Source organism: Paucihalobacter sp. (assembly GCF_036825875.1).
Taxonomy (GTDB): Bacteria; Bacteroidota; Bacteroidia; order Flavobacteriales; family Flavobacteriaceae; genus Paucihalobacter.
Window position 1 is genome coordinate 23,153 of sequence record NZ_DAISXK010000024.1, and the last position, 19,803, is coordinate 42,955.

Sequence of the window (19,803 nt, forward strand, 5' to 3'; positions counted from 1 at the left end):
ATATTTCTTATGAAATTTAAAAGTTCAAAAGAAATAAAAAAATAATAACTTTGCATAAAATTAAATATAATTAATGACGAAAACGAAAATAACTGCAGACCAACTCATAACAGCGATTCTTGGAGGTATTGAAGATGTTAAAGGAAAGGAAATTAATATTTTAGATTTAAGAACTATTGACAATACAGTTTGTGATTACTTCATTGTTTGTGAAGGAACGTCGAATACGCAAGTTAAAGCCATTGTAAATTCCATTCAGAAAAAAGTTAGCAAAGAAGTTAAAGATAAACCTTGGCATGTAGAAGGAGAAGATAATGCCGAATGGGTTTTAATTGATTATGTAAATGTTGTAGTACATGTGTTTCAAAAACATATTAGAGATTATTACGACATTGAAAGTTTATGGGGAGATGCAAAGTCAACGCTGATAGAAACGAGTTACTAAAAAATTATTGATGAAAAAGGAAGATAAAAATTTAAACAATAAGCCAAAATTAAATCCGTATTGGATTTACGGCACTATCATAGCCATTTTTATAGGATTACAGTTGTTTTCTGGCGGCATGGGTTCTACAACAGCCAAGCGCACAACCGTTGCTCAGTTTATTGATTACTTAAAACAAGGCGATGTTGAAAAAATTCAAATTGTAAACAAACGGGAAGCCAAAATTTATCTCACTTCAGAAGCTCAAAAAAAGGAGATACACAAGGGTTCTATACCCAAATCTATGTTTCCAACTGTTACGCAAGGCGCTAACTATTCATTTGAATTTGGATCTTTAGATAACTTCGAAACTCAAATTACCGATACCATTAAAGAAAACAATTTAGACACCCAACTGGTATTTGACACCGAGCAAAACGTTTGGGGTGATTTATTTTTATCGCTCTTACCTTTCATTTTAATTATAGGTGTGTGGATTTTTATAATGAGAAGAATGTCATCAGGAGCTGGTGGCGGTGCAGGAGGACAGATATTTAATATCGGGAAATCAAAAGCAAAACTCTTCGATGAAAAAACAGATACAAAAACGTCTTTCAAAGATGTTGCAGGTTTAGAAGGTGCTAAAGAAGAAATTCAAGAAATAGTAGATTTTCTAAGAAATCCAGAAAAATATACATCCTTAGGTGGAAAAATTCCGAAGGGTGCTTTATTAGTTGGACCTCCAGGAACGGGTAAAACCCTACTAGCAAAAGCTGTAGCTGGAGAAGCAAAAGTGCCATTCTTTTCGCTATCAGGCTCTGATTTTGTTGAAATGTTTGTGGGAGTTGGTGCATCCCGCGTTAGAGATTTATTTAAACAAGCAAAAGAAAAATCACCAGCCATCATATTTATTGATGAAATTGACGCCATAGGCCGTGCTAGAGGAAAAAACGCTATGTCAGGCAGTAATGACGAACGTGAAAACACCTTAAACCAACTACTTACTGAAATGGATGGTTTTGGGACTAATACAAACGTGATCGTGTTGGCTGCGACAAACAGAGCAGATGTTTTAGATAAAGCTTTGATGCGTGCAGGAAGATTTGACCGTCAAATTTATGTAGACTTACCCGATGTTAATGAACGTAAAGAAATTTTTGAGGTTCATTTAAGACCTATCAAAAAAGCAGAAGATTTAGATATTGACTTTTTATCAAAACAGACCCCAGGCTTCTCTGGGGCAGACATTGCAAATGTTTGTAATGAAGCTGCATTAATCGCTGCTAGACAAGGAAAAAAAGCTGTTGGTAAACAAGATTTTTTAGATGCGGTAGATAGAATTGTTGGAGGATTAGAAAAGAAAAATAAAATAATTACCCCAGCCGAAAAAAGAGCCGTGGCCTTTCATGAGGCTGGTCACGCCACAGTGAGTTGGATGTTAGAACACGCAGCTCCTTTGGTAAAAGTTACCATCGTTCCCAGAGGGCGCTCTTTAGGAGCTGCTTGGTATTTGCCAGAAGAAAGGCTAATTGTTCACCCAGAGCAAATGCTAGACGAAATGTGTGCGGCACTCGGAGGTAGAGCTGCAGAAAAGGTAATATTCGATAGAATCTCAACTGGAGCTTTAAGTGATTTAGAAAAAGTCACTAAACAAGCGCGTGCCATGGTAACAATTTATGGTTTAAGTGATAAAGTTGGCAACCTGACTTATTATGATTCAAGTGGCCAGTCGGAATATGGATTTACAAAACCTTACAGTGAGCAAACTGCCGAACTCATTGACCGAGAAATATCTGAAATAATCGAAACACAATACCAACGTGCCATAAATTTACTAAAAGAGAATAAAGATAAACTCACCACTTTGGCTGAGGTACTGCTTGAGAAAGAAGTGATCTTTAAAGACAACTTAGAAAAAATATTTGGCAAGCGTGGTTTTGCAAAAGATATTCAAGATGAAGAAGATCTCAAAAAAGAAACGGCAAAAAAAGAAGAAGAGAAAAGAGCCGCTGAGAAATTAAAAGCTGATAAAGAGGAAGAAGTTGTCGAAAATATTGCAGATAAAAATGAAGAACATTAATTAGGTTTTTAGCAATTTATCTAGCTTAGAGTTACAAAAAACTTAAATTGACGTGATGTTAATTTAAGTTTTTTTATATTTGATGGAATCTCAAGGAGAAACCGATTAATAGCAACTAATACATGAGTTTATTTCGTAAAATCTTCGGACTAAAATCAAGCAGTTCAGAAGAGCGTATCAAAAATGACGATAGAGGTAAATATATGCCTGAAATTAAGCTACCTGTTGATGAAAAATTTACAATAAATTTTAAATCTAACGGTGGAAAATTTTTGTATTGCGAAGATATGAACGAAGTAAACCAAAGTCTTCAAAGCATTTTACAAGAGAATAATTGGTTAGATAAAAAAGCCTTGGTTTATGATCAAAGATTAACTAAACTTTTCGCTTCATCTCAATTAAAATCAACTGTAAAATCAGTTGAAAGCGAATACTTTCTAACTACCTGCGAATATTTAATTTCGGACGACGGATCGCTCTTAATTTCTTCCAATCAAATTGCAGAAAAAAAACTCAAAGAACTTCCTGATCACTTTATAGTTTACGCCACTACCAGTCAGTTGGTTGAAAGTATCGGTGAAGGATTAAAGGGTATAAAGCGAAAAAGTCAAGAGAGAATACCTACTAATATTACTACCATTAAGCATTTTAAAACTATAGAAGATAAAGATTTTATGTCTTACGGCAGCAGTTCTAAAGACTTATATTTACTGCTTCTTGAAGATTTATAAATGAAGGAATTAAGAACTAGAGCCATTTCGGGTATCTTATACGTAGCCCTTTTAATTATCGCCTTAAAATGGCAGTTAGCACTCATTGGTTTATTTTATGCCTTTGGAATAATCTGCATGGTTGAATTTAATAAATTAATCGGCCTAAAACATGTTGCTCCGTATATTGTATTTACTGTATTATATTCTTTTTTCGGATTTTGGAGCGTTCTTTATGATAATAAAGATGGATTCGTGGAAACGATTCAAATTTTACATGTAATTACGATTTTCGTTCTTTTGTTACTTATTAAAGATCTGTTTTCAGAGAAGACTATTCCTTTATTTCATACAAAACGCTTTATTCTTACAACGTTTTACCTAAGTAGCGGATTTATTTTTCTTGTTCTGATTGGAAATTTCGATCACGAATTTACGCCTATTTATGTTCTGGGAAGCTTTATACTTATTTGGATTAACGATACCTTTGCATATTTAATTGGCAAAAATTTTGGCAAGCAAAAACTATTTCCAAGTGTATCTCCAAAAAAAACTGTTGAAGGATTTCTTGGTGGATTGTTTTTTGCCTGTGTAGCTAGTTATTTTATTTTTAATTTTAGCGGCTCTTTAAGTTTTAATGCTTGGTTGTTTTTGGCGATTATCATAAGTGTCTTTGGTACTTTGGGAGATCTCATAGAATCTAAATTTAAACGCCAGGCTCAAGTTAAAGACAGTGGTGCAATGATGCCAGGTCATGGTGGCTTGCTAGACCGGCTAGACAGTATTATTTTTGCATCACCAATTATCTATTTATTTTTGATTGTAGTTGATTATGTTTCATAAAGAAGGACAAAAAATAATTTTCGTATCACTCGTAATCGTTATATTACTGATTTTTCTTATTGACTATTTTGTGTTATTAAATTGGTTAAGAACCAGTTTAATGCTAATTGTAATAGTCTTTTTTATATTAATACTTCAGTTTTTCAGAAACCCAAATAGAAACACCAAACCACACCAAAATCATGTCCTATGCCCCGTAGATGGAAAGGTAGTTGTAATTGAAGAGGTTTTTGAAACGGAATTTTTAAAGGAAAAATGCATACAGGTTTCTGTTTTTATGTCACCATTAAATGTGCATGTTACAAGATATCCGGTTAGCGGCGATATTATCTTCAGCAAATACCATCCTGGTAAATACCTAGTTGCATGGCATCCGAAAGCCAGTGAGGAAAACGAACGCACAACAGTCGTAATAAAAAACGAGCGTTTTGGGAAAGTCTTATATAGACAAATTGCAGGCGCTATGGCTAGACGAATTGTGAATTACGCCGTAGAAAAAGATAAGGTAATTCAAGGCGCGGATTCTGGGTTTATTAAATTTGGTTCGCGTGTAGATGTTTTTTTACCTTTACATTCAAAAATTGAAGTAAAACTAAATGATAAAGTTAAAGGTGGCGAAACCATTTTAGCAACTATTGAATGACCTCAGAAGAACTAAATATTGCCTTTGATGAAGCTGTAGAACGCATTAATGCTCATACAGAACCTTTTCCTGCAGATTTTTTATTAAGACTATACGCTTATTACAAAAAAGCCACCAATAATTACGGTCGGCCAAGTAGTCGAAAGCCGATAATTAATGCTTTCAAAACCAATGCATTATTTCAGGTTCAAAATGTTACACCCGATGAAGCTAAACAAGTTTATATTGATTTAGTTAATAATTATTTTTTATATAGAAAATAGACCATTAGTCTCTTATTAAAGGTAATGTAGTACATCGTAGTAACCCTTCCTGTTTAGCAATTTCAGTATACGGGACGGTTTCAACCGTGAATCCCTTACCTCTCAACCAGGTATTTAATCTTGTGAAGTTTACTTCAGAAACAATAACTTTTTCAGAAATTGAAAATACGTTGCTTTGCATGGCAAACATTTCCTTTTCATCGATTTCAAATACATTGTTCTTTCCGAAAAAATTAATCAGCCAGTTGAAATCTTCAATATTTAGAAATCCATTTTTATGAATAATCGCTTTATCTGTTCCAATCGGTTGAAAGCAGCAATCTAAATGAAGTGCATTAATGTAGGGATCTGTATTTGATTTTCTTAAATTAAAAGCTTTTACTATTTTATGAGGAAATAAATCTTTAATAGCATTGACAGCATCTAAATTAGTTCGAGCTGTAATAAATTTGGAATAATCAGCACCCAAATAGGTTCCTATAAACAGGTATTCATTCCATAACATCACATCACCACCTTCAATATGACAATGATCGGGTAATCGAATTCTATTTACCTTTTCCACCTGGGACCAAACGTGTTCTATGGCATCTATTTCGCGCTCTCTATCTGGTAAAATATTTGCCACAAACATTTTATCTTCAATAACAAAGGAAATATCACGTGTAAAAATTTGATTGTAGTTTTCTATTACCTTTGGACGATACACTTTTACATCATATTTTTCAAATACTTTGGCCGCGGCATCTAATTCCGCAATCATATCTTCTTCCTTTGGATAGGTGCCATCTAATACATGAAGTCGGCTTTTGGGGTCGTAACAATCTTCAACCGCAGGAACTGGACCATTACTATCGGCTATCCCTAAAACAACAGCCCTAAGCCGTGAAGTTTCGTTTTGAATGTTTAATTTCATAAAAGCTATATTATAAAAAAGCTTCATAGAGTATATGAAGCTTTTTCAGAAATGCTAAATTAATTAGCGTTTATTTATTGTTTTAAATTCCCTTAAAGTAGCACCAGTATAAATTTGTCTTGGTCTTCCTATTGGTTCTTTATTTAAGCGCATTTCTCTCCATTGCGCAATCCAACCTGGAAGTCTACCTAGAGCAAACATCACCGTAAACATTTCTACTGGGATACCCATAGCACGATAAATGATACCAGAGTAAAAATCAACGTTAGGATATAATTTTCTATCAACAAAATAAGGATCTTCAAGCGCTTCTCTTTCAAGGCCTTTCGCTATTTCTAGTATTGGGTCTTCTACACCTAAATCTGCCAACACTTCATCGGCTGCTTTTTTGATAATTCTAGCACGAGGATCGAAATTTTTATAAACACGGTGTCCAAAGCCCATCAATCTAAAAGGATCGTCTTTATCTTTAGCTTTCGCCATGTATTTTTTTGTATCTCCACCATCTGCTTTAATGCCTTCTAACATTTCCAAAACTGCTTGATTAGCACCACCATGCAATGGCCCCCATAAAGCGGAAACACCGGCAGCAAGCGAAACAAACAAACCTGCATGTGATGAACCAACTATTCTTACCGTAGACGTAGAACAATTTTGCTCGTGATCGGCGTGTAAAATTAGAAGTTTATCTAAAGCGTCAACCAAAATAGGGTTTAGTTTATACTCTTCATTTGGCTGTTTAAACATCATTTTAAGTATGTTTTCAACATAACCTAGTGATCTATCTCCATAATCTAATGGTAAGCCTTGTTTTTTGCGTAAAGTCCACGCCGCTAAAACAGGAAATTTAGCCAATATTTTTACAATGGCATTGTACATATCCGCTTCAGAATTTACATTCACCGAAGTTGGGTTAAATGCAGTCAAGGCAGAAGTTAACGATGCTAGAACACCCATAGGATGCGCTGATTTTGGGAAAGCATCTAATATTTTTTTAACATCTTCATCAACAACAGACTGTGCTTTAATATCGCTATGAAATTTATCTAATTGAACTTGTGTTGGCAGTTCACCAAAAATAAGTAAAAATGCAACTTCTAAAAAGGTTGCTTTTTCCGCTAATTCTTCAATTGAATAACCTCTATATCTTAAAATTCCTTTATCTCCTTCTAAAAATGTAATTGCACTTACGCAACTTCCTGTGTTTTTATAACCTGGATCAATAGTGATCACGCCATTGGTGGCACTTCTTAAGCTTTTAATATCTATTGCACTTTCATTTTCTGTTCCGTGAATTATTGGTAATTCATGTTTTTCTCCGTTAATTTCTAATATAGCTTTGTCTGACATATGATGAGTTTAAATAATTTTCTGTGAATTACAAATTTACGAAATATCTCATTATTTCTTTACGAAGTTAACAACAGTTTTAGACTGTTTCTAGCTATTTATAAGTGATGTCTCAAGTTTTAAGTACTTTACTAGATTGAAGCACTAATACTATATGAGGTTTATATTTTGATTCCCTTTAATTCATAAAAAAACCTTCACATAGTTCAATGTAAAGGTTATTTCTATAGAAGTGATTTTTTTATAGTTTAAAAGCTTTTTCCTTCGGAAAATAAGCTACATCGCCAAGTTCTTCTTCAATACGTAACAACTGATTGTATTTGGCCATACGGTCACTACGCGATGCTGAGCCAGTTTTAATTTGGCCAGTGTTAAGTGCCACGGCTAAATCCGCAATGGTATTGTCTTCGGTTTCTCCTGAACGGTGGGACATTACACAAGTATAACCTGCATTATGTGCCATATTTACGGCTGCAATAGTTTCAGTTAGCGTTCCAATTTGGTTTACCTTAATTAATATTGAATTGGCAATGCCGCTTTCAATTCCACGAGATAATCTCTCAACATTGGTTACAAATAAATCGTCACCAACTAATTGGATCTTATCTCCTATTTTTTCGGTAAGGTATTTCCAGCCATCCCAATCATTTTCATCCATTCCATCCTCTATCGAAATTATTGGATATTTTGAAGCAAGTTCAGCCAAATAATCCGCTTGTTCATGAGACGTTCTTATTTTACCTGTACTGCCTTCAAATTTAGTGTAGTCGTATTTACCGTCAACATAGAATTCTGCGGCTGCGCAGTCTAAGGCAATCATCACGTCATCGCCAAGTTTATAACCTGCTTTAGATACTGCTATCGCAATGGTTTCCAACGCATCTTCTGTTCCGTCCAAGGTTGGAGCAAAGCCACCTTCGTCACCAACAGCAGTACTTAAACCTCTATCGTGTAACACCTTTTTTAGGTTGTGAAAAATCTCTGTTCCCATTTGCATGGCATGCGTAAAACTTTCAGCTTTAACCGGCATTACCATAAATTCTTGAAAGGCAATTGGAGCATCACTGTGTGAACCACCGTTAATTATGTTCATCATTGGAACCGGCAATGTATTAGCTGATACACCACCAACGTAACGATATAAAGGCAAGTTTAATTCATTGGCCGCTGCTTTAGCCACAGCTAGTGATACACCAAGTATGGCATTTGCGCCCAACTTTGATTTATTAGGTGTACCATCAATTTCTATCATGAGTTTATCAATCATATTCTGTTCGAAAACAGAAACCCCTAATAATTCTTCGGCTATAATATTATTGACATTATCAATTGCTTTTTGCACACCCTTTCCCATGTAGCTTTTTCCGCCATCGCGCAACTCTACTGCTTCGTGTTCACCGGTTGAGGCTCCAGAAGGCACTGCCGCCCTTCCTAAGACGCCATTTTCAGTTAAAACATCTACTTCTATTGTAGGATTTCCTCTTGAATCAAAAATTTGACGGGCATGTACGTTTAGAATTATACTCATGATATATATTTTTTGTGTTATTTACAAAGTTACAAAATTGTGATGCTCTTCGTCTTGACATTAAGCATTATTATAGTATTATTCAACTACAATGTTTTCGAATTGAAAAATATTCATGTTTCAACCTTAAACATTAAAATTTAACTAGTTATTCTTTTGAATAAGTGTCATAAAATCATCGAACAAATAGGATGCATCATGCGGACCAGGACTTGCCTCTGGATGGTACTGAACAGAGAAACAAGGTTTAGATTTCATCTTAATACCAGCTACAGTATCATCATTCAAATGAATATGGGTGATTTCTATATCGGAATGATTTTCGGTTTCCTCTCTATTCACAGCAAAACCATGATTTTGTGATGTGATTTCCCCTTTGCCTGTGATTAAATTTTTTATAGGGTGATTAATCCCTCTATGACCATTATGCATTTTATAGGTTGAAATACCATTAGCCAAAGCGATAACTTGATGACCTAGGCAAATACCGAATAGTGGGCGATTTTCTTGCAAAATATCTTTGGCCAATTTTTGAGCATCCTTTAGTGGCTCTGGATCACCAGGACCATTTGAGATAAAATAGCCGTCAGGATTAAAGGCACTCATTTCTTCGAAAGTAGTATTATAAGGAAACACTTTAACGTAAGCATCTCTTTGTGCAAAATTTCGAAGAATATTTTTCTTAATGCCCAAATCTAAAGCAGATATTTTATGAGTAGCATCAGGATTACCATAAAAATAAGGTTCGTTCGTCGAAACTTTTGAAGCCAATTCTAATCCAGCCATACTAGGCACTTTGGATAAGGCCAGTTTTAGTTCGTCAATTTTATCCACTTCAGTAGACATTACGGCATTCATAGCGCCATGATCTCTTATATAGCTAACTAAAGCTCTGGTATCAACATCAGAAACTACAAATGTTTTATGTTTTTCAAAAAATTCTTCTAGCGATTCATTTGCTGACACTCTAGAATAGTTGTAACTAAAATTTTTACAGATGAGTCCAGCAATTTTAATTGAATCGGATTCTACGTCTTCATCCGAAGCGCCGTAATTTCCAATATGCGCATTGGTTGTGACCATAATTTGTCCAAAATAAGATGGATCTGTAAAAATTTCTTGATAACCAGTTGTACCAGTATTAAAACATACCTCACCAAAGGCTGTTCCTGATTTACCGATAGCTTTGCCATAAAATATGGTACCGTCTTCTAAAATAACAATTGCTTTTTGTTTTTTGGAGTATTTCATATTTGAATTAAATAGTTTTACAAAATTGCATAAAAAAAAGGATAACCTTTATTAGATTATCCTTTATATTTCAAATGCTTATTAACATTTATTCTTCCTCTTCATTTGAAGCTTTAGTCTTCGCCGCTGCAGCTGCGGGTGCTGTTGCTGCTGATTTAGCTCCACCTCTTCTGCTTCTACGAGTTGTTTTCTTCTCTGGCTTAGTAGCATTGTAGATTTCATTGTAATCTACCAATTCAATCATAGCCATATCAGCATTATCACCTAACCTGTTACCAAGTTTTATAATTCTGGTGTAACCGCCTGGACGATCACCTACCTTGGCAGCAACATCTCTGAATAATTCAGTAACTGCTTCCTTTTGTCTTAATTTAGAAAACACCAAACGTCTGTTGTGTGTTGTATCTTCTTTAGACTTAGTAATCATTGGTTCTACAAATTGCTTTAAGGCTTTTGCTTTGGCAACTGTAGTATTAATACGCTTGTGCTCTATTAGCGAGCAAGCCATATTCGCCAACATTGATTTTCTATGAGCAGTTTTTCTGCTTAAGTGATTTACTTTTTTTCCGTGTCTCATGACTTTAATTATTAACCATCATCTTGCTACAATCTGCAAACTGCAAAGAGCAAAATATGACGTGTTAGTCTTTATCTAATTTGTATTTGCTTAAATCCATTCCAAAATTAAGGCCTTTAACATGCACCAACTCTTCAAGTTCGGTTAATGATTTTTTACCAAAATTTCTAAATTTCATTAAATCGTTTTTATTGAAAGATACCAAATCACCTAGCGTATCAACCTCAGCAGCTTTTAGGCAATTGAGCGCGCGTACTGATAAGTCCATATCTACTAATTTAGTTTTCAATAACTGTCTCATGTGAAGAGATTCTTCATCATAAGTTTCTGTTTGTGCTATTTCATCAGCCTCTAAAGTGATACGCTCATCAGAGAATAGCATAAAGTGATGAATAAGAATTTTAGCCGCTTCGGTTAAAGCAACTTTTGGATGAATAGATCCATCGGTAATGATTTCGAAAATTAATTTTTCGTAATCAGTTTTTTGCTCCACACGAAAATTTTCGATGCTGTATTTCACGTTTTTAATTGGCGTGTAAACAGAATCGGTAAAGATAGTTCCAAGTAATGCAGAAGCTTTCTTGTTTTCTTCGGCTGGAACATATCCACGACCTTTTTCAATTGTGATTTCCATATTAATGGAAACTTTAGGATCTAGGTTACAAATTACCAAATCGGTATTTAGTACTTGGAAACCAGAAATAAATTTCTGAAAATCTCCAGCTGTAATTTGCTCCTGACCAGAGATTGAAATAGTAACAGATTCGTTGTCTATTTCATCAATTTGTCTCTTAAAACGCAATTGTTTCAAGTTCAAAATTATTTCTGTTACATCTTCTACAACGCCTGAAATTGTTGAGAATTCGTGATCTACGCCTTCAATTCTTACCGAAGTTATAGCAAAACCTTCTAAAGAAGATAACAAAACTCTTCTTAAAGCATTTCCTACTGTTAATCCATATCCTGGTTCTAAAGGTCTAAATTCAAATTTACCTTCAAAATCAGTTGAATCAATCATGATTACTTTGTCGGGCTTCTGAAAATTTAATATTGCCATATCGTGTTTTGTATCAATTATTATTTTGAATATAATTCAACGATGAATTGTTCGTTGATTTGTTCTGGAATTTGAATTCTTGCAGGAACAGAAACGTAAGTTCCTTCCATTTTATCATTATTCCAAGTAATCCATTCGTAAACGTGACTTGAATTGGAAAGCGAGTTTTGGATTGCATCTAAAGATTTAGATTTTTCTCTAACAGCAATAACATCACCAGCATGACAATTGTATGATGGAATGTTCACTTTTTCTCCATTAACAGTAATGTGTCTGTGAGACACTAACTGTCTGGCTGCACTTCTTGATGGTGCAATTCCCATTCTGAAAACAACGTTGTCTAATCTAGATTCACACAATTGAAGTAAAACTTCACCTGTAATACCTTTAGAAGCAGTTGCTTTTTTAAACATATTTCTGAATTGACGCTCTAAAACACCGTAAGTGTATTTAGCTTTCTGTTTTTCCATTAATTGGACTGCGTATTCAGATTTTTTGCCACGACGACGGTTATTACCGTGTTGACCAGGAGGATAGTTTCTTTTTTCGAAAGCCTTATCATCTCCATATATAGCTTGACCAAATTTTCGAGCTATTTTAGTTTTAGGACCAGTATATCTTGCCATTTTTAAAAATTATGAGAAATTATTTTATGAATTAAGGTCTTAAGCTTATCCTTCAAAAAATTTAAGTTCCTCTATGATACTTATTATTAATTATTCTTCTTGAGACTTACTCTCTATTATACTCTTCTGCGTTTTGGAGGTCTGCATCCGTTATGTGGTAATGGAGTAACATCGATAATTTCGGATACTTCAATACCTGCATTATGAATTGATCTAATAGCAGACTCTCTGCCATTCCCCGGACCTTTAACGTACACTTTTACCTTTTTCAAACCTGCTTCTCTTGCAACTCCTGCTGCATCTTCAGCCGCAAGTTGAGCAGCGTAAGGTGTATTTTTCTTTGAACCTCTAAATCCCATTTTACCAGCCGAAGACCATGCAATTACATCGCCTTTCTTGTTGGTTAAGGAAATAATGATGTTATTGAAAGAAGCTGCAATGTGCGCCTCACCAATAGCATCAACAATAACTTTACGTTTTTTAGTACTTGACTTTGCCATATTAATTTAGTTTCTAGGTGTTAGCTTTTAGTTGTTAGAATCCTAAACATTTCTATTTCGAACAGATTCATCTAACTTCTAAACACTAATGACTAACGTCTATTTTTACTTAGTTACTTTTTTCTTGTTAGCAACTGTTTTTCTTCTACCTTTTCTCGTTCTAGAGTTATTTTTAGTACGTTGACCTCTTAAAGGAAGTCCCGATCTATGGCGAATACCTCTGTAACAACCAATATCCATTAAACGTTTTATGTTTAATTGAATTTCGGATCTCAATTCACCTTCAATAGTAAAAGTACCAACAGCTTCACGAATGTTTCCTACTTCTTCGTCTGTCCAGTCTTGAACTTTTGTACTTTCGTCAACTTTAGCTACTGCTAAAATTTCTTGTGCTCTGCTTTTACCAATACCGTAGATATAGGTTAGCGCGATTACACCTCTTTTTTGTTTTGGTATGTCTACACCTGCAATTCTTGCCATAATTACCCTTGTCTTTGTTTGAACCTTGGATTCTTTTTGTTAATAACGTAAAGTCTGCCTTTACGTCGCACCAATTTACAATCGGCACTTCTCTTTTTAACTGATGCTCTTACTTTCATCGCTTAAATTTATTTTTTCTTTAATAATGGATATTATCTTTCGATGTTATCTCTTTTTTTTAATATCTGTAAGTAATGCGTGCCTTAGATAAATCATAAGGACTCATTTCTAATTTCACTCTATCTCCTGGTAATAATTTAATATAATGCATACGCATTTTACCAGAAATGTGAGCTGTTACTATGTGACCATTTTCTAATTCCACACGAAACATAGCATTTGACAATGCTTCAATAATGGTCCCGTCTTGTTCTATTGCTGCTTGTTTAGCCATACATATTATAAGTTAAGCTATTGCTTTTCTGTTTTTACCGGTTTTCATCAAGCCATCATAATGTTTATTCAACAAATACGAATTGATTTGTTGCATAGTATCTATCGCTACACCAACCATAATCAATAAGGAAGTACCACCAAAAAATAGCGCCCATCCTGCTTGTACATCCACAATTTTTACAATTATTGCAGGGAACACGGCAATAAGCGCTAAAAATATAGATCCTGGTAAGGTAATTTGCGACATGATTTTATCTAAATACTCAGCTGTTTCAGTACCAGGTCTGATCCCTGGTATAAAACCACCACTACGTTTTAAATCATCAGCCATTTTATTGGTTGGAACCGTGATAGCTGTGTAGAAGTAAGTAAATATAATTATCAGTAGCCCGAAAACAATATTATAGGTCAACCCAAACATATCTGAAAATTCGGTTTGTAACCATGAACCAGCTCCTGTATCTTTTAACATATCTGTCCCACCTATTAAACTCGGAACAAACATAATAGCCTGTGCAAAGATAATTGGCATAACGCCAGAGGCATTTAATTTTAATGGTAAAAATTGTCTTGATCCAAATACATTCTTTTCAAAACCACCTGTGGCAGTTCTTCTAGCGTATTGAACAGCGATTTTTCTAACTGCCATCACCAACATAACCGATGCTAATATAATGGCAAACCAAATTACTAATTCTATAAGGATTAACATAAATCCACCACTACCTGCACCGCTTAGACGTGACAATGCATTTTGAATGAATGATTGTGGTAAAGTTGCTATAATACCAACCATAATTAATAATGAAATACCATTACCAATACCCTTATCAGTAATTTTCTCCCCAAGCCACATCGCAAAAATACATCCAGTAACTAAAATGATTACCGATGAAAAATAGAATAAACCACCTTGGCCTAATAAAAATGCATCTGGCGGCACGCCTAATGTTGTTAAACTAGCCAAATAACCCGGTGCTTGTACCAAACAGATTGCAATAGTTAACCAACGTGTGATTTGGTTAATTTTCTTTCTACCACTTTCACCTTCTTTTTGTAGTTTCTGAAGATAAGGAATGGCAATACCCATTAACTGCACCACAATTGAAGCAGAAATATATGGCATAATACCTAAGGCAAAAACAGATGCATTAGCAAACGCACCACCTGTAAATGCCACTAAAAGACCAAGAATTCCACCTTCAGTTCCTTCGGCCAAACCACCTAATTTACTGGCATCAATGCCAGGTAAAACTACCTGGGCACCAAAACGATACACTAGCAAAAGACCTAGGGTTAGGATGATACGATCTTTTAATTCTGTTATTTTCCAAACGTTTTTTAGTGTTTCTATTATCTTCATGGCTGGTTGTCTTATAAAGTTACTACTTCGCCACCAGCCGCTTCAATAGCAGCTTTTGCAGTAGCAGTAAATTTATGGGCTGTTACATTGATTTTCGCTTTTAATTCACCTCTACCTAAAATCTTCACCAATTCATTCTTGGTACAAAGACCTAATTGTACTAATGTATCAAAAGTAACAGTATCTTTTATTTTTTTATCATCAACCAATTGTTGTAAGGTATCCAAATTAACACCCTGATATTCAACACGGTTAATATTTGTAAAACCAAATTTAGGCACACGTCTTTGGACTGGCATTTGACCACCTTCGAAACCTATTTTCTTAGAATATCCCGAACGAGACTTGGCACCTTTGTGTCCACGTGCAGCAGTACCACCTTTACCTGACCCTTGACCGCGACCAATGCGTTTACCTTGATTTTTTACTGAACCTTCTGCAGGTTTTAAATTACTTAAATCCATTGTTTATTAAGTATTATTTTGTCTCTTCAACAGAAACTAAGTGTTCAACTTTTTTAACCATACCAATAATATTTGGAGTGGCTTCGTGCTCTACTACTTGACCTATTTTTTTTAAACCTAGCGCTATAAGAGTGTCTTTTTGACGTTTAGTGCGTTTTATTGCACTTTTTACTTTTTTTACTTTAATTGTTGCCATCTTATCCTATAGATTATCCGTTAAAAACCTTTTCAAGTGAAATACCTCTATCTTTCGCAATTGTTCTTGCATCTCTTAATTGTAACAAAGCATCGAATGTCGCTTTAACTACGTTATGTGGATTTGAGGATCCCTGAGATTTAGATAATACATCATGTACACCTACTGCTTCAAGAACAGTTCTTACAGCACCACCAGCAATTACACCTGTACCAGGAGCTGCAGGAATAATGTTTACTCTAGCGCCGCCGTATTTACCTTTTTGTTCGTGAGGTAACGTTCCTTTAATGATTGGAATTCTCACTAAATTCTTCTTAGCATCCTCAATGGCTTTAGCAATAGCTGTTGCAACATCTTTAGATTTTCCAAGTCCGTGACCTACTATACCGGCTTCATCGCCTACAACTACAATCGCAGAAAAACCGAATGCTCTACCACCCTTTGTCACCTTAGTAACACGTTGTACACCTACCAATCTATCTTTTAATTCTAATCCACCTGGCTTAACAAGCTCAGCGTTTTTATATTTTTGATACATAATTTTTAAAATTTAAGTCCAGCTTCTCTAGCACCGTCGGCTAATGATTTAACTCTACCGTGATACAAATAACCACCTCTATCAAAAGAGATAGTTTCTACGCCGGCTTTTAATGCTTTTTCGCCTACCGCTTTACCAACTAAAGTTGCTACTTCGGATTTGTTACCTTTAGCAGTAACAATATCTTTATCTCTTGAAGATGCAGCTGCAATAGTTTTACCAGTTACATCATCTACGATTTGAGCATAAATCTCTTTATTGCTTCTAAAAACAGATAGACGTGGTCTGGCCTCTGTACCAGAAACTACCTTGCGTATTCTGCTTTTAATTCTTATTCTTCTTTCGTTTTTTGTTAATGCCATAACTTTTCTATTAAGCTGATTTACCTGCTTTTCTTCTTAATTCTTCACCAACAAATTTCACACCTTTTCCTTTGTAAGGCTCTGGTTTTCTAAAGCCGCGTATTTTAGCTGCAACTTGGCCTACCAATTGTTTGTCGTGAGATGTTAATTTCACTATCGGATTCTTTCCTTTTTCAGAAATAGTTTCAACTGTTACTTCTGGTGCCACATCAATAACAATATTGTGTGAAAAACCTAAAGCTAGGTCTAATTTGTTTCCTTGATTAGATGCTCTGTAACCTACACCTACTAATTCTAACTGCTTTGTCCAACCATTTGAAACACCTTCAATCATATTAAATATAAGTGAACGGTATAAGCCATGGTTCGTTCTTGCTGTTTTGCTATCAGATGGTCTATTTACAACGATATTAGAGTCTTCAATTTTCAACTCTACATCCTGTATGTTTTGCGACAGCTCTCCTAATTTACCTTTTACAGTAAGTAAATTGTCTTTAAAGTCTATTGTTACTCCTGATGGAATTGCAATCGGGTTATTTCCTATTCTTGACATTTCTTTCCTGTTTTATTAGTAAACGTAACATAATAATTCACCACCTACATTCTCGCGTTGCGCTTGCTTGGTGGTCATTACTCCATGCGATGTTGATATAATTGCAATACCAAGTCCATTTAAAATTCTTGGCATTTCATCTGCACCAGCATACTTACGTAAACCTGGTTTACTAATTCTTTGAATCTTTTTAATAACAGACTCTTTTGTATCTTTAGAATACTTCAAAGCTATCTTTATAGTGCCTTGAACTGATGAGTCATCAAATTTATAACTTAAGATATATCCTTGCTCGAATAATATTTTAGTTATTTCTTTTTTTAAATTAGATGCAGGTATTTCAACTACTCTGTGATTAGCATTTACCGCGTTTCTAATTCTGGTTAAATAATCCGCTACTGGATCTGTATTCATAATTATTGATTTGTGGTTTTGGTTTTCAACTTCAGAAGAATATCTATATTGAACCTTAAACCAAGTTATTCATTTACCAACTTGCCTTTTTAACTCCTGGAATTAGTCCCTTATTTGCCATTTCACGCAACATTACACGGGAAATACCGAATTGTCTAACGTAACCTCTAGGTCTACCTGTCAATTTACATCTGTTGTGCAATCTAACTGGAGATGCATTTTTAGGCAATTTCTGTAGTGCTTCGTAATCTCCAGCTTCTTTCAAAGCCTTTCTCTTCTCGGCGTACTTAGCTACAGTTTTTTCTCTTTTCACCTCACGGGCTTTCATTGATTCTTTAGCCATATCTTAATTCTTTTGAAAAGGTAAACCTAATTCGGTTAATAATGATTTTGCTTCCTTATCTGTCTCAGCAGATGTTACAAACGTAATATCCATACCCGAGATCTTGTTAATTTTATCGATATCTATTTCAGGGAAAATGATTTGTTCAGTAATCCCTAAATTGTAATTACCTCTACCGTCGAAACCACCAGCTTTTATTCCGCTAAAATCTCTAACTCGAGGAAGTGCTGATGTAACAAGTCTATCTAAAAACTCGTACATACGCTCGCCTCTTAAAGTAACTTTTGCACCAATTGGCATACCTTTACGTAACTTAAATGAAGCAACATCCTTTTTAGAAATGGTTGCTACAGCTCTTTGGCCCGTTATTTTGGTTAGCTCTTCAACCGCGTGATCTACCAGTTTTTTATCAGCTACAGCCGCCCCAACTCCTTTAGATATTACTATCTTCTGAAGTCTTGGAACTTGCATTACATTTTTATATCCGAACTCGTCTGTAAGAGCTGACACTACTTTGTCTCTATACTCTTGTTTTAATCTTGGAATGTAGCTCATAATTAAATTACTTCATTTGATTTTTTAGAAAATCTCACTTTTTTATCACCTTCCATTCTATATCCTACGCGAGTAGTTTCGCCTTTCTTTGTTAACAAAGATAAATTTGATATATGGATTGGTGCTTCCTTCTCTACAATACCACCTTGAGGATTTTGAGCGCTAGGCTTGGTGTGTTTTTTCACCGTGTTAACGCCTTCAACAATGGCTTTGTTTTTATCTAACAATACCTTAAGTACTTTGCCTTCTGACCCTTTATGGTCTCCTGCAATAACTTGAACAGTATCTCCTGATTTAATTTTCAGTTTTGTCATTTTTAATATTCCTTAAAGCACTTCTGGTGCCAATGATACAATTTTCATGAATTGCTTATCACGAAGTTCTCTCGCAACAGGACCAAATACGCGTGTTCCTCTCATTTCGCCTTGGGCATTTAACAATACACAGGCATTATCATCGAAACGGATGTATGAGCCATCTGGACGTCTAACTTCTTTTACCGTACGAACTACTACAGCAGTTGAAACTGATCCTTTTTTTACGTTGCCGTTTGGTGTTGCATCCTTTATAGATACAACGATTTTATCTCCAACTGATGCATAACGTCTTTTAGTACCACCCAATACTCTGATGGTTAAAACTTCTTTAGCACCAGTATTATCGGCTACTTTTAGTCTTGATTCTTGTTGTACCATAATTACTTAGCTCTTTCAATTATTTCTACTAATCTCCAACATTTTGACTTACTTAAAGGTCTTGTTTCCATGATCTTTACTTTATCGCCAATGTTACAATCGTTAGTTTCGTCGTGTGCAACGTATTTTTTCGTTTTCAAAACGAATTTTCCATACATAGGGTGTTTTACTTTTTTAACTTCAGAAACCACAATGGACTTCTGCATTTTGTTACTTGTAACAACTCCTATACGTTCTTTTCTTAAATTTCTGTTTTCCATCTTTCAGCAGAATACGATTATTGTAATTCTCTATTTGTTAATTCTGTTGCTATTCTGGCTACAACACGTCTGGCGTTGCGCAACTGAATTGGATTTTCTAAAGGTGTTATGGCATGGGCTAATTTTAGATCAGCATAACTCTTTTTAGTTTCACCAAGTTTTTCTTGTAACTCAGCTACGGATAGCTTTTTAACTTCTGATTGCTTCATAATTCTAATTCTATTAAGCTTCGTAATCTCTAGCTACGATGAACTTAGTTTTTACTGGAAGTTTTTGGGCTGCCAATCTAAGTGCTTCTTTAGCTACTTCCATTGGTACACCTGCTACTTCAAATAACATACGACCTGGTTTTACAATTGCAACCCAATATTCAACAGCACCTTTACCTTTACCCATACGTACTTCTAATGGTTTTT

The 19,803-nt window shown here is 34.9% G+C and carries 31 protein-coding genes; 6 read left to right on the forward strand and 25 right to left on the reverse strand.

What is annotated here, in order from left to right:
* Positions 1–73: 73 nt before the first annotated feature.
* The 6 genes from rsfS (at position 74) to V7Z48_RS08430 (ending at position 4,963) form a co-directional block, all read left to right on the forward strand.
* Positions 74–445: a ribosome silencing factor gene (rsfS, locus tag V7Z48_RS08405; protein WP_334112964.1), complete on the forward strand. Its 372-nt coding sequence runs from the start codon at positions 74–76 to the stop codon at positions 443–445.
* Between the two features lie 10 nt (positions 446–455).
* On the forward strand, positions 456–2,504 hold the full coding sequence (gene ftsH / locus V7Z48_RS08410) for an ATP-dependent zinc metalloprotease FtsH (protein ID WP_334112965.1): 2,049 nt from the start codon (positions 456–458) through the stop codon (positions 2,502–2,504).
* 122 nt (positions 2,505–2,626) lie between these two features.
* Positions 2,627–3,235 carry an LUD domain-containing protein gene (locus tag V7Z48_RS08415; RefSeq protein WP_334112966.1) on the forward strand — a complete coding sequence of 203 codons (609 nt, stop codon included), beginning with the start codon at positions 2,627–2,629 and terminating at the stop codon, positions 3,233–3,235.
* Entirely contained in the window at positions 3,236–4,057 is an 822-nt protein-coding gene (locus V7Z48_RS08420; protein ID WP_334112967.1) for a phosphatidate cytidylyltransferase, read from the forward strand.
* Positions 4,047–4,700 (forward strand): phosphatidylserine decarboxylase family protein, encoded by a 654-nt coding sequence (locus V7Z48_RS08425; protein WP_334112968.1) that lies wholly within the window; start codon positions 4,047–4,049, stop codon positions 4,698–4,700. Before V7Z48_RS08420 ends, V7Z48_RS08425 begins: the two co-directional genes overlap by 11 nt.
* Positions 4,697–4,963, forward strand: coding sequence for an acyl-CoA-binding protein (locus tag V7Z48_RS08430; RefSeq protein ID WP_334112969.1), 267 nt, complete (start codon positions 4,697–4,699; stop codon positions 4,961–4,963). The genes V7Z48_RS08425 and V7Z48_RS08430 overlap by 4 nt, the downstream gene beginning before the upstream one ends.
* A 4-nt stretch (positions 4,964–4,967) precedes the next feature.
* Here V7Z48_RS08430 and V7Z48_RS08435 read toward each other — a convergent pair whose 3' ends face one another.
* The 25 genes from V7Z48_RS08435 to rplP form a co-directional block, all read right to left on the reverse strand.
* Positions 4,968–5,879, reverse strand: coding sequence for a dimethylarginine dimethylaminohydrolase family protein (locus tag V7Z48_RS08435; protein ID WP_334112970.1), 912 nt, complete (start codon positions 5,877–5,879; stop codon positions 4,968–4,970).
* A 63-nt stretch (positions 5,880–5,942) separates the two neighbouring features.
* On the reverse strand, positions 5,943–7,229 hold the full coding sequence (locus V7Z48_RS08440) for a citrate synthase (protein ID WP_334112971.1): 1,287 nt from the start codon (positions 7,227–7,229) through the stop codon (positions 5,943–5,945).
* Positions 7,230–7,470: 241 nt separating this feature from the next.
* Positions 7,471–8,757: a phosphopyruvate hydratase gene (gene eno / locus V7Z48_RS08445; protein ID WP_334112972.1), complete on the reverse strand. Its 1,287-nt coding sequence runs from the start codon at positions 8,755–8,757 to the stop codon at positions 7,471–7,473.
* Positions 8,758–8,901: 144 nt separating this feature from the next.
* Positions 8,902–10,008 (reverse strand): glutamine-hydrolyzing carbamoyl-phosphate synthase small subunit, encoded by a 1,107-nt coding sequence (gene carA / locus V7Z48_RS08450; RefSeq protein ID WP_334112973.1) that lies wholly within the window; start codon positions 10,006–10,008, stop codon positions 8,902–8,904.
* A gap of 88 nt (positions 10,009–10,096) precedes the next feature.
* Positions 10,097–10,585, reverse strand: coding sequence for a 50S ribosomal protein L17 (gene rplQ / locus V7Z48_RS08455; RefSeq protein ID WP_334112974.1), 489 nt, complete (start codon positions 10,583–10,585; stop codon positions 10,097–10,099).
* 64 nt (positions 10,586–10,649) lie between these two features.
* On the reverse strand, positions 10,650–11,642 hold the full coding sequence (locus tag V7Z48_RS08460) for a DNA-directed RNA polymerase subunit alpha (protein ID WP_334112975.1): 993 nt from the start codon (positions 11,640–11,642) through the stop codon (positions 10,650–10,652).
* Between the two features lie 20 nt (positions 11,643–11,662).
* Complete coding sequence (gene rpsD, locus V7Z48_RS08465) at positions 11,663–12,268, reverse strand: 30S ribosomal protein S4 (protein ID WP_334112976.1); 606 nt, start codon at positions 12,266–12,268, stop codon at positions 11,663–11,665.
* Positions 12,269–12,384: 116 nt separating this feature from the next.
* Positions 12,385–12,768, reverse strand: coding sequence for a 30S ribosomal protein S11 (rpsK, locus tag V7Z48_RS08470; protein ID WP_334112977.1), 384 nt, complete (start codon positions 12,766–12,768; stop codon positions 12,385–12,387).
* Positions 12,769–12,873: 105 nt separating this feature from the next.
* Positions 12,874–13,248, reverse strand: a complete 375-nt coding sequence (gene rpsM, locus V7Z48_RS08475; protein WP_334112978.1) for a 30S ribosomal protein S13 — start codon at positions 13,246–13,248, stop codon at positions 12,874–12,876.
* Between the two features lie 2 nt (positions 13,249–13,250).
* Positions 13,251–13,367 (reverse strand): type B 50S ribosomal protein L36, encoded by a 117-nt coding sequence (gene ykgO / locus V7Z48_RS08480; protein WP_008269159.1) that lies wholly within the window; start codon positions 13,365–13,367, stop codon positions 13,251–13,253.
* A gap of 59 nt (positions 13,368–13,426) precedes the next feature.
* The gene (gene infA, locus V7Z48_RS08485; RefSeq protein ID WP_334112979.1) at positions 13,427–13,642 is read right to left on the reverse strand and encodes a translation initiation factor IF-1; all 216 of its coding nucleotides are present in this window, start codon (positions 13,640–13,642) and stop codon (positions 13,427–13,429) included.
* Between the two features lie 12 nt (positions 13,643–13,654).
* The gene (gene secY / locus V7Z48_RS08490) at positions 13,655–15,007 is read right to left on the reverse strand and encodes a preprotein translocase subunit SecY (RefSeq protein WP_334112980.1); all 1,353 of its coding nucleotides are present in this window, start codon (positions 15,005–15,007) and stop codon (positions 13,655–13,657) included.
* A gap of 11 nt (positions 15,008–15,018) precedes the next feature.
* On the reverse strand, positions 15,019–15,471 hold the full coding sequence (rplO, locus tag V7Z48_RS08495) for a 50S ribosomal protein L15 (RefSeq protein ID WP_334112981.1): 453 nt from the start codon (positions 15,469–15,471) through the stop codon (positions 15,019–15,021).
* Positions 15,472–15,484: 13 nt separating this feature from the next.
* Positions 15,485–15,667, reverse strand: a complete 183-nt coding sequence (gene rpmD / locus V7Z48_RS08500) for a 50S ribosomal protein L30 (protein WP_334112982.1) — start codon at positions 15,665–15,667, stop codon at positions 15,485–15,487.
* Positions 15,668–15,680: 13 nt separating this feature from the next.
* Entirely contained in the window at positions 15,681–16,205 is a 525-nt protein-coding gene (gene rpsE / locus V7Z48_RS08505; protein ID WP_334112983.1) for a 30S ribosomal protein S5, read from the reverse strand.
* 5 nt (positions 16,206–16,210) lie between these two features.
* Positions 16,211–16,567, reverse strand: coding sequence for a 50S ribosomal protein L18 (gene rplR, locus V7Z48_RS08510; protein WP_334112984.1), 357 nt, complete (start codon positions 16,565–16,567; stop codon positions 16,211–16,213).
* Positions 16,568–16,577: 10 nt separating this feature from the next.
* Complete coding sequence (gene rplF, locus V7Z48_RS08515) at positions 16,578–17,120, reverse strand: 50S ribosomal protein L6 (RefSeq protein WP_334112985.1); 543 nt, start codon at positions 17,118–17,120, stop codon at positions 16,578–16,580.
* Positions 17,121–17,135: 15 nt separating this feature from the next.
* Positions 17,136–17,534 carry a 30S ribosomal protein S8 gene (rpsH, locus tag V7Z48_RS08520; RefSeq protein ID WP_334112986.1) on the reverse strand — a complete coding sequence of 133 codons (399 nt, stop codon included), beginning with the start codon at positions 17,532–17,534 and terminating at the stop codon, positions 17,136–17,138.
* Positions 17,535–17,607: 73 nt separating this feature from the next.
* On the reverse strand, positions 17,608–17,877 hold the full coding sequence (rpsN, locus tag V7Z48_RS08525; protein WP_334112987.1) for a 30S ribosomal protein S14: 270 nt from the start codon (positions 17,875–17,877) through the stop codon (positions 17,608–17,610).
* Between the two features lie 3 nt (positions 17,878–17,880).
* Positions 17,881–18,432 (reverse strand): 50S ribosomal protein L5, encoded by a 552-nt coding sequence (gene rplE / locus V7Z48_RS08530; RefSeq protein ID WP_334112988.1) that lies wholly within the window; start codon positions 18,430–18,432, stop codon positions 17,881–17,883.
* A gap of 2 nt (positions 18,433–18,434) precedes the next feature.
* Positions 18,435–18,746, reverse strand: coding sequence for a 50S ribosomal protein L24 (rplX, locus tag V7Z48_RS08535; RefSeq protein WP_334112989.1), 312 nt, complete (start codon positions 18,744–18,746; stop codon positions 18,435–18,437).
* 12 nt (positions 18,747–18,758) lie between these two features.
* Entirely contained in the window at positions 18,759–19,127 is a 369-nt protein-coding gene (gene rplN / locus V7Z48_RS08540; protein WP_334112990.1) for a 50S ribosomal protein L14, read from the reverse strand.
* 2 nt (positions 19,128–19,129) lie between these two features.
* The gene (gene rpsQ / locus V7Z48_RS08545) at positions 19,130–19,387 is read right to left on the reverse strand and encodes a 30S ribosomal protein S17 (protein ID WP_334112991.1); all 258 of its coding nucleotides are present in this window, start codon (positions 19,385–19,387) and stop codon (positions 19,130–19,132) included.
* A gap of 17 nt (positions 19,388–19,404) precedes the next feature.
* A complete protein-coding gene (gene rpmC, locus V7Z48_RS08550) occupies positions 19,405–19,596 on the reverse strand; it encodes a 50S ribosomal protein L29 (RefSeq protein WP_334112992.1) in 192 nt (63 codons plus the stop codon).
* A 13-nt stretch (positions 19,597–19,609) separates the two neighbouring features.
* Positions 19,610–19,803: 50S ribosomal protein L16 (gene rplP / locus V7Z48_RS08555; RefSeq protein ID WP_334112993.1), on the reverse strand; the 194-nt coding region annotated here is incomplete at its 5' end.